Source organism: Beijerinckiaceae bacterium, assembly GCA_004564215.1.
Taxonomy (GTDB): Bacteria; Pseudomonadota; Alphaproteobacteria; order Rhizobiales; family Beijerinckiaceae; genus Methylocapsa.
On record CP024846.1, the window covers coordinates 1,155,516 to 1,169,631 of the forward strand.

Sequence of the window (14,116 nt, forward strand, 5' to 3'; positions counted from 1 at the left end):
AGCCCCTAAAAATAAAGCGAGCACAAACGATGGGCTGGTCGCTCGCGAAACTGGCCACGCGCAATCGATCGACGACGGCAAGTCTTGCGGTCTTAAGTCTGATCGCGCTGCTCTGCCTGGTTGGTCCGCTGTTTTCAGGCCATCCTTATGATCGGGTTTATCGCGATTATGTTCTTGTTGGGCCATCCCTTATTGCCCATCCCAGTACCGGGGAGACAGAACGCGCATTGGCCGCGATTGGACGACGCATGCATTTGCACATCGAGATCGCCCGGCAGACGAATCAGATAGTGCTCCTGACGCTCGCGAGCGATACATCGATCGATCGGCGTGTCTTGCGAGCGTTCGAGCGTTCCGATCTTTTCTCCTCCGCGCGCCTGGTCCAGTCCGACGACGATCGCCACCGTTTGACTGTCGAAGCGCAGCTGCAGCGGAGATATTTTCTCTTCGGGACCGATGCCAACGGGCGCGATCTGCTGACCCGGGTTTTGGTTGCCGGGCGCATTTCCCTCGCCGTCGGCCTGCTTGCCTCCTTTGTTGCTTTGACCATTGGCGTCGCCTATGGCGCGATCGCAGGCTATGCGGGCGGCCGCCTCGATGGTCTGATGATGCGGATCGTCGAGATCCTCTATGCGCTTCCCTTTATCTTTTTCGTGATTGTCCTCGGCATGGTGTTCGGGCGGCGCTTCGTGCTTATCTTTGTGGCAATCGGCGCCGTGGAATGGCTGGACATGGCGCGCATCGTGCGCGCCCAGACTCTGTCGATCAAGCGGATGGATTTCATTGCCGCCGCAGAAGCGCTCGGCGCGACGACCCCGGCAATCCTATGGCGGCATATCATCCCCAACGCCTCAGGCCCGATTATCGCCTATCTCACCGTGCTCGTTCCCCGCGTGATCCTGATCGAAAGCTTCGTTTCGTTCCTGGGGCTTGGCGTGCAGGAACCGCTGACGAGTTGGGGTGTTCTGATCGCCGACGGAGCCCGCAATATCCAGGGATCCATTCATCTGCTTATATTCCCCGCGATATTTTTGGGTGCCACACTCGGTGCCCTGCAGCAGCTTGGCACCGGCTGGCGTGGTGCGTGGGATCCGGGGAGAGGTTGATGGAGGACCCCGCGAAGCCGATGCTTCAGTTCTGCCATCTGGGCGTCGCCTATGGGCCGACGCGGGTCGTCAAGGACGTGAGTTTTACTGTCCAGCGCGGCGAAACGGCGGCGATCGTGGGCGAATCAGGCTCCGGCAAGAGCCAAACCGTGCTGGCGGCGCTCAAACTTTTATCCCCCCGCGCGACGACGTCGGGTTCGGTGCTGTTCGAAGGTGCAAATCTCCTCGAGCTCTCCGAGAGCAGCCTCGATGCGCTGCGCGGCCGGCGCATCGCAATGGTTTTTCAAGAGCCGATGTCGGCGCTCGATCCCTTGTTTACAATCAGCGCTCAGATTGGTGCCGTCCTTCGCCTGAAAGCCGGTTTGCCGAGTCGAGCCGCCAGAGAAAGAACTCTCGATCTCCTGGATCTGGTCGGCATTGGCGATCCTGCAAGCCGCATGCATGCCTATCCGCATGAATTATCGGGCGGCCAGCGTCAGCGCGTCGCAATTGCCATGGCGATTGCCTGCAACCCCGATCTGCTGATCGCCGACGAGCCGACAACGGCGCTCGATGTCACCGTTGCGGCGCGAATCCTGGAACTTCTTGCCAAACTCAAACAAAGCCTCGGCATGGCGATGATCTTCATCAGCCACGACCTTGGGCTCGTGCGCCGCATCGCCGATACGATCCATGTGATGCGCCAGGGAGAAATCGTCGAAAGCGGCCCAACCGCAACGGTCGTTGCCACTCCCCGCCATGCCTATACACGCAATCTACTCGCTGGCATGCCGCAGGGCCGACGGCACATCGGAAAGGAGACGCCGGTATTGCTGCGCGCGCGCGACATCAGCGTGCGATTCCAACTTCGCCGCGCCTTGTTCAGCCCCAAGCGGGAGATAAGAGCGGTTGACGGCGTCAGCCTTTGCCTCGACAAAGGCCGCACGCTCGGACTTGTCGGGGAATCCGGTTCCGGCAAATCGACGCTGGCGCGTGCCCTTTTAAAGCTCGTGCCCGCGAGCGGGGAACTCGACTTCGATGGACATGATTTGACGCAGCTCGGCCGAGCAGCGATGCGGCCGATGCGCAGCTCCATGCAATTGGTCTTTCAAGATCCCTATGGATCGCTGTCGCCGCGGATGCGCATCGGCGATATCGTCACCGAAGGTTTGCTTGTGCACGAGGCGGCGATGACCAAGCCGGACCTGGACGCACGCGCGGTCGCCGCCCTCGAAGAAGTCTCCCTCGACCCCGCTTTGCGGCACCGTTTTCCGCATGAACTATCGGGCGGCCAGCGCCAGCGGGTCGCGATTGCGCGGGCGATGATCCTGAAACCAAAGCTCGTTGTCCTCGATGAGCCAACCTCCGCCCTCGATCGGACCGTTCAAACCGAAATTCTTGCGCTGCTGGAGGCTTTGCAGCAAACGCATGGATTGACCTATTTGCTGATCAGCCACGACCTTGCGGTCATTCGCGCCATGGCGGACGAGATCGCGGTGATGAAAGACGGGCGCATTGTCGAACATGGTCCTGCAGGAGAGATTGTCGATCATCCGCATGAGCCCTATACAAGGGCGCTCATCGCGGCGGCGTTTCAAACGGGTGACATGTGAGTCTTCTAGCAGTCCGCTGCCAGCGCATTTTTATCGAAGTATGTCGCAAGTGAACTTGCCTGGTGCGCAAAGCCAAATCGAGAGGGTATGCCATGCTTTTTGAAGGTCAAGCGCTCAAACTTCACGCGCTCGAACATGGGATCGTCGAACTGCGTTTCGAGCGGAGCGAAGAGGCGGTCAACAAGCTTGATATTCTCACTTTCGACGAGTTGCGCCGGGCGCTCGAAACCATTGCGGCCACGCCAACAGTCAAGGGCGTCCTGATCACCAGTGCCAAGGATACATTTATCGTTGGCGCTGATATTTTCGAATTCACCCGAATCTTCAAATTGCCGGCGCAAGAGGTCATCGCGTTTGTGTCGGGTAACAGTGGCATCATTACAGATCTTGCTGATTTGCCGGTCCCGAGCGTCGCGGTGATCAATGGCCTAGCGCTGGGCGGCGGTCTCGAACTGGCGCTTGCCGCCGACTATCGGGTGATGTCGAGCGCCGCGAAAATCGGCGTGCCCGAGATCCATCTGGGACTTTTTCCTGGCTATGGAGGCACTGTGCGTCTGCCCCGCCTCATCGGCTTGGCGGCCAGCGCCGAATGGATTGTGAGCGGCGCGCAGCAAAGCCCCGAGGTGGCCTTAAAAGAGGGTGCAGTTGATCGCGTCGTCGCGCCAGAGGATTTGCGGACGGCCGCGCTCACGATGCTTGAAGAATCGATGGCGGCACCCGCCGATTGGCAGGCTCGCCGGCAGCGCCTTCGACAGGGTCTCAACATTCCGCAAGGCGAAGCTTCCCGTCTGCTCGCCGCTGCCAAGGCAAGCGCGGCAAAAGCACTCCCCCATTTTCCGGCGGCCCAACTGGCCGTCGACTTGCTCGAAAACGCCGCCCCCCTCGATCGCGATGCCGCTTTGGTCGCCGAGGCCGAAACCTTTGTGAAGGCAGCAAAAACGCAAGCCGCAGAGTCGCTCGTTGCAATTTTCATCAACGAGCAGGCGTTAAAGAAAACGATCCGGCGCTTCGCCAAGGATGCAACGCCGATACGACAGGCTGCTGTCGCCGGCGCGGGCATCATGGGCGGTGGCATCGCCTATCAAAGCGCCTCTCGCGGCGTGCCTATTATCATGAAGGATATTTCCGCTCAGGCCCTTGACCTTGGCATGTCGGAAGCGCGCAAATTGGTCGGCAAAGCCGTGGAGATCGGAAAACTCAGCCAACAAAAAGCGGATGCGATTTTAAGTTCGATCACGCCTAGCCTGACCTATGATGGTTTCGACAAGGCCGATATCGTGGTCGAAGCCATTGTCGAGAACCTAGCGGTTAAGCAGAAGGTGTTGGGCGAAATCGAAGCTGTTTGCGGGCCCCATGCGATCTTGGCCTCGAACACATCGTCGCTGCGCATCGGCGCCCTCTCCGAAGGCTTGCGGCGTCCGGAAAATTTCTTAGGGATGCATTTCTTCAATCCGGTCCCAAAAATGCCGCTGGTCGAAGTGGTACGCGGCCCCAAGACATCGACGCAAGCGATCGCTGCGGTGATCGGCTATGCGACGGCGATGGGAAAAACGCCGATCCTGGTTGAGGATTGCCCTGGGTTTGTCGTCAACCGCACGCTCACACCCTATCTCATCGCTTTTCTACGCCTCGTCCACGAGGGCGTCGATTTCACCCAGATCGACAAGGCGATGGAGGCTTTCGGCTGGCCGATGGGGCCTGCCTATCTCATCGATGTCATCGGCATGGATATTTCGCAGCATGTCGTCGAGATCGTCTCGGCTGGGTTTGCCCCCCGCATGGAACTGTCTTTCGAATCGTCGATTGCAATCTTGTTGCGCGCCGGGCGCCTCGGCCAGAAGAACAGCCACGGTTTTTACAAATATGAAAAGGATTCGAAGGGCCGGCCGCACAAGGAGGCTGATCCCGAAACGGATCGTCTCCTCATATCCGGGCGACCGAATGGAAAATCCAACCTCAGCGAGGCAGAGATCGTATCGCGGATGATGCTGCCGCTGATCCTTGAGGCCGCGCGTTGCGTCGAGGACGGCATTGTGGGCTCGCCGGGAGAGGTTGATATGAGCCTGATCCTGGGTCTCGGCCTGCCGCGCTATTTAGGCGGAGCTCTCAAATACGCCGATTACCTCGGTCTCAAAACGATTGTGGAGAGCGCCGAGACATGGGCGGGCCTAAGCCCCATTTATCGTCCAAGCGAGCGTCTTCGTACCATGGCCAACTCCGGGGAAACGTTCTATCCCCTTTGAGCGCTTCTTTGCTGCATGAGGTCTTATGTTAAGCTTTCACTCCTGCGCGGCCAAGGTAGAGATATCTGTCGAGACGGATGCCAAGACAATTCCGCCCGAGGTGAACTGGATCGACGCATTGCGGCCGGATGCGCGGGAGATCAATTTTCTTGAGCGCACGCTCGGGATCGAGCTGCCGACGCTCGAAGAACTCTCCGAAATCCAAACGTCCAGAAGGCTTCGTAGCGAAGGGAACCGCTTGTTTCTCAGTATTCCCATGGTCTACCGGAAGGATGGTTTCACGCCGGCGGTTACGCCGCTCGGGCTCATCTTGTCGAAAGACATTCTCGTGACGGTCAGATTCAAGCCGTTGAAAGCCTTCGACGAAGTAATGGACTGTATTTCGCGGCATCCGCTGCCCGCCGGCGGCCCCGGCGCATTGATCGCTCTCCTCGAAGTAATTATCGATCATGTCGCCGACTTGCTGGAAGGCGTGGGCGGCGATCTCGATCGCCTTTCGGATGAAATTTTTAGTGCCAACAACACAAACGGGCGAGGCCATAAGCCTCGCGAGGACGGCGATAAATTGCGCTTCGTGCTAAAAAAGGTCGGACGCTTCGGCGAGCTTACATCAAAGATCGAAGACTTTCTTCTCGGCATGGGGCGCATACTGCCCTATGCCCTGACAAATGCTGCTTCGTATCTAGAAGCCGACGTACGCGCAAAGCTTAAAGGCCTCCAACGCGACATTGCCTCGATCAATGACTACGAGACCCATCTCACCAATAAGATCCAGTTCCTGCTGGATGCCATCTTGGGCCTGACGAATATCGATCAGAACAATATTTTTAGGATTTTGACCGTCGTCTCCGTGGTCGGTATTCCGCCGACTTTTTTCGCGAGCATGTATGGAATGAATTTCAAGTTCATGCCTGAGTATGATTGGACATATGGCTATCCATATGCCCTTTGCCTTATAGCGGCCAGCGCACTTATTCCGATTGTCTGGTTCAAATGGCGCGGCTGGTGGTAGTCGCCTCGGCCTGTTGCTGGCAAAACCATGACAGAAGATGAATTGAACCTGCGGCTTCTCTATCGTGACGGGCTGATGCTCGTCATCGACAAGCCGGCGGGGATTGCGGTTCACAGCGGCCCGAAGGGCGGCGAAAATCTACAAAGCTATTTTCATGCGCTGCGCTTTGGCCTGCCCCGCAACCCCGCCCTCGTGCACCGGCTCGACCGCGATACGTCAGGCTGCTTGGTGCTCGGCCGTCACCACAAGGCGCTCGAAAAGCTTGGCCTTCTGTTCAAGCAAGGCAAGATCGAAAAGACCTATTGGGCGGTCGTCGATGGCGGTCCCGCGCAGGAAGAAGGCTTGATCGATTTGCCGCTTGGGCGGCTCGATCCCGATCGAGGCTGGTGGATGAAAGTTGATCCCTCGGGTCTTCCATCCAAAACAGCCTGGCGGGTCTTGGGCCGCTCGCAGGAGCATACATTGATGGAGCTGGCGCCTCTGACGGGGCGGACCCACCAATTGCGCGTTCACTGCGCCGCACTCGGCTGGCCGATTCTTGGCGATACCATCTACGGACATGGCGGAAATATGGGACTGCAATTGCATGCGCGTGCGATCAAGATCCCGCTCTATAAAAATAAGGATCCGATTCGGGTCGCGGCCCCGGTTCCCCCACATCTGCAAAAGGCGCTAGCGGCATGCGGATGGCAAGACGACGCCTGAAGCAGGAATCGTCAATTGCCCATATATTGATGCAGACTGGCCTCCAGGGCGGATTTGTCCTGCGCCGAGAGCTTCGCTAGCTCGCCGTCGAGCCAAGGATCCTTGACCCCGGACGAGCGTGCGAGGATATGCCATTTCATCGCCTCGACCGGGTTTTTTGGAACGCCGCGCCCGGCAGCGAGAAGGCGCGCGAGCCGGTTTTGCGCTACGGGATTATTGTGCGCGGCCGCCTTGAGAAAAAGCTTTGCCGCCGCCGCTTCGTCCTTGGCAACGCCGATCCCGTTAAAAAGCATGATCGCATATTCGACCTCCGCGGGAACATTATTGTCTCGCGCGGCGCGGCCAATCCATTCAGCGGCCAGCGGTTCGCTTTTTTCGACGCCGGTTCCATTCCGGTACAGAAGGCCCAGCGCATAGGCGGCATCGGAATAGCCGAGTTCGGCGGACTGTCTGAACAGCCGCGCCGCTTTGGGGAAGTCGGTGGTGACGCCGTTATTTTCGATTGCTAAAATACCGAGGTTATAAAGCGCGCCGGGATGATGCTGGGCGGCCGCGGTCTCGAAAAGCGCGGCTGCGCCGGCGCGATCCTTCGGAACGCCCTCACCGTTCAGCTTGGCCATTCCAAGCGCGAAGATCGCCTGCCGATCCCCCCGGTCGGCGGCGAGCCTGTACCAACGCGCAGCCTCGGCCAGATCCCGGCGAACGCCAAGCCCTTGCGCGTAAAGTTCGCCGATCAAGGTCATCGCCGCCCCATCGCCCGGATCGGCCTCGATCCGCTTCATCGACTCCTGCATCGCGGTCGAATAATATCCGCGTTGATAGGCGGCAAAAGCCAAATCCGGTGCCCCGCCGAGACGGGTAGGAACCTGCAATTCATTCGCGCCACCCGATTGCGGCGGCAGGGTCGACGGCATGCCGGCGGTCTGTGTGCCAACCTGCGAAAACCCAGCCTGCGCAAGCGCCGATATCTCGCTGGCACATAGGGCCAGCACCAACACGCCGTTCAGGGCGATGCAACGATGCCAAAGCGGGCTTCGCAAATCATGCCTCATCGAGCTGATTCTGGCGCCGCAGCCATCAGACGCGCGACGTCTCGCAAGGCCACGTCGGCGCCCCGCGGATCGGCAAAGACGGCAGGGCCGAGCGCGATGAATTCGGCTCCGGCGCGAACAAGATCGGGGATAGACGCCAGTTCATGGGCATAGCCGACGCAAGGAACGTTGAAAATTTCGGTCCACCAAGCGACGCGCTCGGCGATTTCGCTGTGCTCCTGGGGATTGGCTGGGCCGCCGAACATCACATAGTCCACGCCCGCCTCGCCGGCCGACATGGCGGAGTCGCGTGTCGCTAAGCCTCCGACGCCGACAATGTAATTGGGCTGCAGCGATTTCAAAGCGGCCTCGACCTTTTCATGGGTTCCCTCGATATGGACGCCGTCCGCGCCGCTCCCGGCCACCAGATGCGCATCGTCGGCGATAAGGCAGGCGATGCCGTGTTTTTGCACCGAGGGGGCCAGCGCGCGGACGATCTTTTGGCGCTCGCCTTCATCACGCGATTCAGTTTGCAAAAGCAGGCAAGCCACGTCGCATGCGGCAACCGCCGCCTCTAAAATCGGCGCGTAGGCCACCCAATCCGAGACGGGCGGCGTGATCAGATAGAGGCGCGGCAAATCCGTCGACATTGCGGCAAACAGCTCGGGGTGAGACTTCACGAAAGCTCTTTTAGAGCATTTCCTTTCAAAGGGGATACCGTCTCGGCCCGGGAAAATGCAAGAAAACCTGGAACTCGGCATCGCGCGGCCGGTTCGCGTCGTCCTTCTCCTCGGCGAGAAACGGCAGCGGGCCGGGCGGCGGACTACGGGACCCGCTATTTCCCCGGTGCGCTTGTCGCGCGCGGGCATCCGTGCTACCCGCAGCCGCGGGAGAATGTTCACAATGACCGACGGAAATGGAAACGGCTCTCAAGCCGACGCGGCACCAGCGATCAATGCGATGGTGCAATATACGAAGGATTTTTCGTTCGAGAACCCGAACGCGCCCCGTTCTTTGGGACCGCAAGAAAAATCCCCGAATATCTCGATTCAGGTCAATGTAAACGCACGGCAAGTTGCCGAGACCGACTTCGAGGTGAACATCCTGCTGGAAGGATCGGCCGGTGAAAACGCTGATCTTTTGTTCAAGTTCGAGCTTGACTACGCAGGGCTGTTCCGGCTGCTGAATATTGCCCCGAACGACATGCATCCTGTCGTCATGATCGAATGTCCGCGCCTCTTGTTTCCCTTCGCGCGCCAGATCATTGCAGAGGCTGTCCGCTCCGGCGGCTTTCCCCCGCTCTACATCGATCCGATCGATTTTGCCGCGCTCTACCGCAAGCGCCTGAGCGAGATGGCCGTCACCGAGCCGACTTCGTCAGCCTGAGCATTTTCACGGGGCTTTAGCCCTTGTCCGCGCCGAAGCGGTGCAGGCTCGACCCCTGCGCCTTAAGCCATGCTTCGGCGCGTTCCATGTCGGCCGTCATGAGGGAAACCGCCGTCCAAAACGCGGGCGAATGGTTCATGTGCCTCAGATGCGCAACTTCATGGGCGGCGAGATAATCGAGAACGAAAGGTGGTGCCATGATCAGGCGCCAGGAAAAGTTCAGCGCGCCCGACGCCGAGCAGGATCCCCATCGGCTTGTCGTATCCCGCAAGGTGATTTTTGCGGGAACCACGCCGAGCTTCTCGGCGTGGCAGGCCACCGCCGCCCTTAATTCCCGCTTTGCCTCCCCAATCAAGAAATCCCGGACCCGCCGGGGTACATGCGGCCGCTCAGCGCCCACGCAAAGCACCGGTCTCGCCCCCTCCCATAAGTTAGGCAAGGTTTCTTCGATCCAAATGCCTCTTCGCCCGGATGAACGATGGATGATTTCATGCAAGGTTCCGCGCAACGGAATGGATTGTCCGGGCGTAAACCCGATCTTTTCCGGTAAACGACGCAGTTTTGCGACGATCCAGGCGCTATGCCGGTTTGCGAAAGCCCCCGCCTCGGCGAGGCTGCCGCGTGCCGGCATGGTCAAAACGACGTCCTGCGTCGCCGCCCTGACACGCAGGGTAAATCGCCGCGCCGATGCGACCTGTCGCAAATTGACGCGATAAATCTCTCCGGCATAAGAAATATCGAGATAAGTGATGCCGGAAATGCGAGGCGCGTTTTTTCGCGGGAGGCGCAACATGACTTCAGATTAGCGGGAGGCGGCCTGCGCCGCTAGAGGCGTGCGCGGCATGCCGATCGAGGTCCACCCTTTTTTCAGGCCTGTTCCACCAGCTTCAAGGTTCTGGCCGGCGCCTTTAAGGAAACATGGAACTCGCGAATCCGGGGCACAACCTCGTTCCGGAAGCGGGAGCCGTTGAACACGCCGTAATGGCCGACCTTCGTCTGCAGATAATTCGCCTTCATGGAGGGCGGCAGGCTTCTGCACAGATCCTGGGCGGCAAGGGTTTGTCCGATGCCTGAAATGTCGTCGTTTTCGCCCTCCACGGTCAGCAACCCGACGCGGCGGATGGCGGAGAGGTCGACCAGCTTCCCACGGTGCCGCATTTCACCTTTCGGCAAGTCATGCCTGACAAACACGGTGTCGATAGTCTGAAGGTAGAATTCGGCGGTGAGATCCATCACCGACCGGTATTCATCGTAAAATTCGCGGTGCTTGTCGGCCGAATCGCCGTCTCCGGTCACCAGATGATCGAAGAAATCAAAATGCGCGTTGACATGGCGATCAATGTTCATCGCCAAAAAGCCGGTCAACTGCAGAAACCCCGGATAGACATCTCGCCCGACACCGGGATAGCCGAAAGGCACGGTACAGATGCAATTCCGCCGGAACCATTGGCTGCCGCGCTCCTGGGCGAGCAGATTGACCTGGGTCGGGCTCCGCCGCGTATCGATCGGGCCCCCCATCAGCGTCATCGAAGCCGGCAGATGGGGATTGTCCTCCGCCTCCATCAGGGCAACGGCGGCAATGAGGGGCACTGAGGGCTGACAAACGCCGAGCGTATGGAGACTGATCCCGCCCGGCCCGCTGCTCAGCGTCTCGCAGATGGCCACCAGATAATCGATGTAATCGTCAAGATCGAACCGATCAGCCGAAAGCGGAAGCATCCGGGCATCGACCCAGTCCGTGATATAGACGTCGTAAAACGGAAGGAAGGCTTCCACCGTCCCGCGCAACAGGGTCGCATAATGGCCCGACATCGGCGCGACGATCAAAAGCTTCGGCTGAGGCGCAATGCTCTTGCTGTCAAACTGCCGCTCAAAATGGCGCAATTGGCAGAACGGCCGCTCCCACACGATCCGCTCCACGATCCGAACGGTCTTGCCCGAAATGCTGGTGGCGGTGAAACCGAAATCCGGCTTGCCGTACCGGCGCGTCAATCGCTCGAATATATTGGCCGAAGCCGCGAGGTTTCGACCCGCGGATGTGTAGGACAGCGGGTTGATCGGGCTTTCGAGCCATGTTCGTGCCAAATCCGAAACCACTCTCGCCGGGGCAAGAGCCAGATATGCCATTTCGTGCACTTCGTAGGAAAACGGCGGCATTTTTTTACTCGGCCTCTCAAACCACGTAAGAGAGCAACGGCGACGGCAAGATGAGCCACCAGCGGCCACATCGGCCAGTTCTTACCCTGTGTAAAACTACGGAATTAAAGCCTTTTTTGATTTTTTAAGACAGGTTTATGTCAAACTAGAGTTTTGCAGAAGAGACGCCTAAAATCAACGTCTCTTGTAATAAATAAGTTTCTTTCCCAAGAACGCACGCCACGCAATAAAGTGTTGTTTTGTGTTGGTCGGCACACGCAAGCCTCAAGCAAAGCGCTGGCGGAGGACGCAACCGTTCGCTAACAAATTATAACAACCCTCATCGCCATAGTGAGAAAACCGCTTTGCTGGAGTTTCGGCGGCAGGGAAAAGCCTTTAGTTTATGTGAGAGCAATGGCCGATTTGATCAACATTGACCTAGGACGACGTTCGCGGCGGCTGCGCGTCGATACCCTGGTTAAATTGCGCTGGCTGGCGCTGCTCGGGCAAGCGATTGCGCTTGTCGTCACCTATTTCGGCTTAGGGTTTTCGCTGCCGCTCGGCCCTTGTCTGCTCGTCATTGCGGCGTCAGCCTGGCTCAACATCTGGTTGCGGCTGCGCTTTGGCAGAATCGACCGGCTGGAGGATGCGCCCGCGGCGGCCATGCTGGCCTATGATATTCTCCAGCTGACAGCCCTTCTTTATCTCACCGGCGGGATCGAAAATCCGTTTTCGATCCTTTACCTGGCCCCCATCATGATTTCGGCGGTGTCGCTTTCGGGCCGCATCACTTTATACCTGACCGTCCTCATGGTCGCGGCGGTTTCGGGTTTGACGCTCAGCCATTACCCGCTGCCTTGGTTTCCTGGCGAACACCTCGAACTGCCGTTGATTTATGATGCAGGCATTTGGGTCGCGATCGTTCTCGGAGCCGCCTTCATTGCGATCTATGCCTCGCGGGTCGCGGTCGAAGCGCGTAAGCTCGCCGACGCGCTCGCCGCAACCGAACTCGTCATCGCGCGCGAGCAGCATCTGACCCAGTTGGACGGTTTGGCGGCGGCGGCGGCACATGAGCTTGGCACGCCCCTGGCCACCATCACGCTGATCGTCAAGGAACTCCAAAAGCAGCTGCCCGCTCAAGACCCTCTCGAAGAGGATCTGACCCTGCTCGCGCAAGAGGTCGACCGATGTCGCGCCATTCTCGGCAAGCTCAACTCGCTGGGGGAGGACTCGGGCGATATTCTTGACGAAATGAGTGTGGGTCTGCTGATTGAAGAGGTCGCCAGTCCGCACCGCGACTTCGGACTTCGCATCTCGGTCGTCAAGAATGGCCAAGGCCCGGAACCGGTCTGCCACCGCAATCCCGGCATCCTGTACGGACTTGGCAATCTGATTGAAAATGCAATAGATTTCGCCGCTTCCGAAGTCAGGATCTTGGCTCAATGGACGCCGGATCAGGTTACGATGATCATTGAAGATGATGGTCCTGGCTTTTCGCCGGACGTGATCGGCCGTGTCGGAGATCCCTATGTGACGACCAAGAAGGATCGGCGGGCCAAATCCGAAGAAGGATCGGGGCTTGGCCTCGGCCTGTTTATCGCCAAAACCCTTCTTGAACGGTCGGGGGCAACTGTCACCACCGAGAACCTGCAGCCGCCGGAGACGGGCGCGGTGATCACGATCACCTGGGACCGTGCGGCCTTCGAGTCCGGCGCAAAAGGATTCCGTGGCGGCGCCGAGGCTGCGGCCAAACTCAATGCCGAGCTGGGGCCGCGTGCCTGAATCGGTGCATTGCGTCTTTCATGTTTAGGAAAGCTGGAAAATTCCGCTATTCTCCTGGCTTATCGTGTGTTGTGCTCGGAATCGTTCAACTGAGGCGATGAAAATGAAAAATGACCCCCCGGAGCCGCTCATCCCCGGCAACCTGGGCGATGGCAAGGGCGGCGAGCAAGGTGGATTCGGGCCCGACCGTTCGCTCCTGATTGTAGATGACGACAATACTTTCCTGACGCGCCTGAGCCGCAGCATGGAATCCCGGGGCTTCGTCGTAACCGCCGCCCATTCGGTCGCCGAAGGTCTCGAAGCGATCAATGAACGCGCGCCCGCCTTCGCGGTCATCGACATGCGGCTCGGCGATGGCAATGGCCTCGACGTGATCCGTGAGCTCAAGACGAAGCGGCCGGATGCGCGCGGCGTCATTTTGACCGGCTACGGGAATATCGTGACCGCCGTGACTGCGGTGAAGCTCGGGGCGTTCGATTATCTCGCCAAACCTGCGGATGCCGACGAAATTTTCAATGCGCTCATGGCGACGCGCCACGACAAGGCGGAACTCCCCGAAAATCCAATGTCGGCCGATCGGGTGCGGTGGGAACATATCCAAAGAATTTATGAGCTTTGCGGCCGCAATGTCTCGGAAACGGCCCGCCGGCTGAACATGCACCGTCGGACCTTGCAGCGCATCCTGGCTAAAAAGGCGCCGCGTTAGGGCGCGAGGACCCCGAATAAGGATGAAATCGGCGGCGGCAAATTCGGCTCCTTGGTGGGAAACGACCCGCCACATCTTGACCATTGCTTCGCATCGGAAAAGCATTGTATTGCAGCTGGTCAACGGTCATGCGTCGGAGAGGGTCTTTATCTCGATTTTCCCCGCGGTGGACGCTCGGGAATTACAACGCAGCGACCTTCATCGACCCCTGGTCACGGTTTCTTTTGAAACCGTCCGGGCCGGTAGCTCAATGGTTAGAGCCGGCCGCTCATAACGGTCTGGTTGCAGGTTCGAGTCCTGCCCGGCCCACCAAGCAATCCCTTCGGTGCCCAAGTGGGAGCGATCTTCGCGCGCGGAAACGCCCTCGATCTTGGGGTCGGGAATGCTGTCGCAGCGGATGTCATTAAAACTAACTCG

12 protein-coding genes and 1 tRNA gene are annotated in these 14,116 nt (G+C 59.0%); 9 read left to right on the forward strand and 4 right to left on the reverse strand.

What is annotated here, in order from left to right:
- Nucleotides 1-29: 29 nt before the first annotated feature.
- From CU048_05435 to CU048_05455, 5 genes are all read left to right on the forward strand, one after another.
- Nucleotides 30-1,106: a peptide ABC transporter permease gene (locus tag CU048_05435; GenBank protein ID QBR70810.1), complete on the forward strand. Its 1,077-nt coding sequence runs from the start codon at nt 30-32 to the stop codon at nt 1,104-1,106.
- Nucleotides 1,106-2,698 (forward strand): microcin ABC transporter ATP-binding protein, encoded by a 1,593-nt coding sequence (locus tag CU048_05440; GenBank protein ID QBR70811.1) that lies wholly within the window; start codon nt 1,106-1,108, stop codon nt 2,696-2,698. The genes CU048_05435 and CU048_05440 overlap by 1 nt, the downstream gene beginning before the upstream one ends.
- A 92-nt stretch (nt 2,699-2,790) precedes the next feature.
- Nucleotides 2,791-4,941 (forward strand): fatty acid oxidation complex subunit alpha FadB, encoded by a 2,151-nt coding sequence (locus CU048_05445; GenBank protein ID QBR70812.1) that lies wholly within the window; start codon nt 2,791-2,793, stop codon nt 4,939-4,941.
- Between the two features lie 25 nt (nt 4,942-4,966).
- Nucleotides 4,967-5,953, forward strand: coding sequence for a magnesium transporter CorA (locus CU048_05450; protein QBR70813.1), 987 nt, complete (start codon nt 4,967-4,969; stop codon nt 5,951-5,953).
- 27 nt (nt 5,954-5,980) lie between these two features.
- Nucleotides 5,981-6,658 (forward strand): RNA pseudouridine synthase, encoded by a 678-nt coding sequence (locus CU048_05455; GenBank protein QBR70814.1) that lies wholly within the window; start codon nt 5,981-5,983, stop codon nt 6,656-6,658.
- A gap of 11 nt (nt 6,659-6,669) precedes the next feature.
- On the opposite strand, the gene CU048_05460 is transcribed toward CU048_05455, so the two are convergent.
- Together CU048_05460 and CU048_05465 are read right to left on the reverse strand one after the other, a co-directional pair.
- A complete protein-coding gene (locus CU048_05460) occupies nt 6,670-7,572 on the reverse strand; it encodes a sel1 repeat family protein (GenBank protein QBR72688.1) in 903 nt (300 codons plus the stop codon).
- 134 nt (nt 7,573-7,706) lie between these two features.
- Nucleotides 7,707-8,339 (reverse strand): thiamine phosphate synthase, encoded by a 633-nt coding sequence (locus CU048_05465; protein ID QBR70815.1) that lies wholly within the window; start codon nt 8,337-8,339, stop codon nt 7,707-7,709.
- Between the two features lie 253 nt (nt 8,340-8,592).
- On the opposite strand from CU048_05465, the gene CU048_05470 reads away from it, so the two are divergent.
- Nucleotides 8,593-9,075, forward strand: a complete 483-nt coding sequence (locus tag CU048_05470) for a protein-export chaperone SecB (GenBank protein ID QBR72689.1) — start codon at nt 8,593-8,595, stop codon at nt 9,073-9,075.
- Nucleotides 9,076-9,091: 16 nt separating this feature from the next.
- Here CU048_05470 and CU048_05475 read toward each other — a convergent pair whose 3' ends face one another.
- Complete coding sequence (locus CU048_05475) at nt 9,092-9,868, reverse strand: metal-dependent hydrolase (protein QBR70816.1); 777 nt, start codon at nt 9,866-9,868, stop codon at nt 9,092-9,094.
- A gap of 74 nt (nt 9,869-9,942) precedes the next feature.
- Nucleotides 9,943-11,232, reverse strand: a complete 1,290-nt coding sequence (locus CU048_05480) for a polyhydroxyalkanoate depolymerase (protein QBR70817.1) — start codon at nt 11,230-11,232, stop codon at nt 9,943-9,945.
- 393 nt (nt 11,233-11,625) lie between these two features.
- On the opposite strand from CU048_05480, the gene CU048_05485 reads away from it, so the two are divergent.
- From CU048_05485 to CU048_05495, 3 genes are all read left to right on the forward strand, one after another.
- Nucleotides 11,626-12,993: a two-component sensor histidine kinase gene (locus CU048_05485; GenBank protein ID QBR70818.1), complete on the forward strand. Its 1,368-nt coding sequence runs from the start codon at nt 11,626-11,628 to the stop codon at nt 12,991-12,993.
- Nucleotides 12,994-13,096: 103 nt separating this feature from the next.
- Entirely contained in the window at nt 13,097-13,699 is a 603-nt protein-coding gene (locus tag CU048_05490; GenBank protein QBR72690.1) for a two-component system response regulator, read from the forward strand.
- Between the two features lie 236 nt (nt 13,700-13,935).
- A tRNA-Met gene (locus tag CU048_05495) sits at nt 13,936-14,011 on the forward strand.
- Nucleotides 14,012-14,116 lie beyond the last annotated feature (105 nt).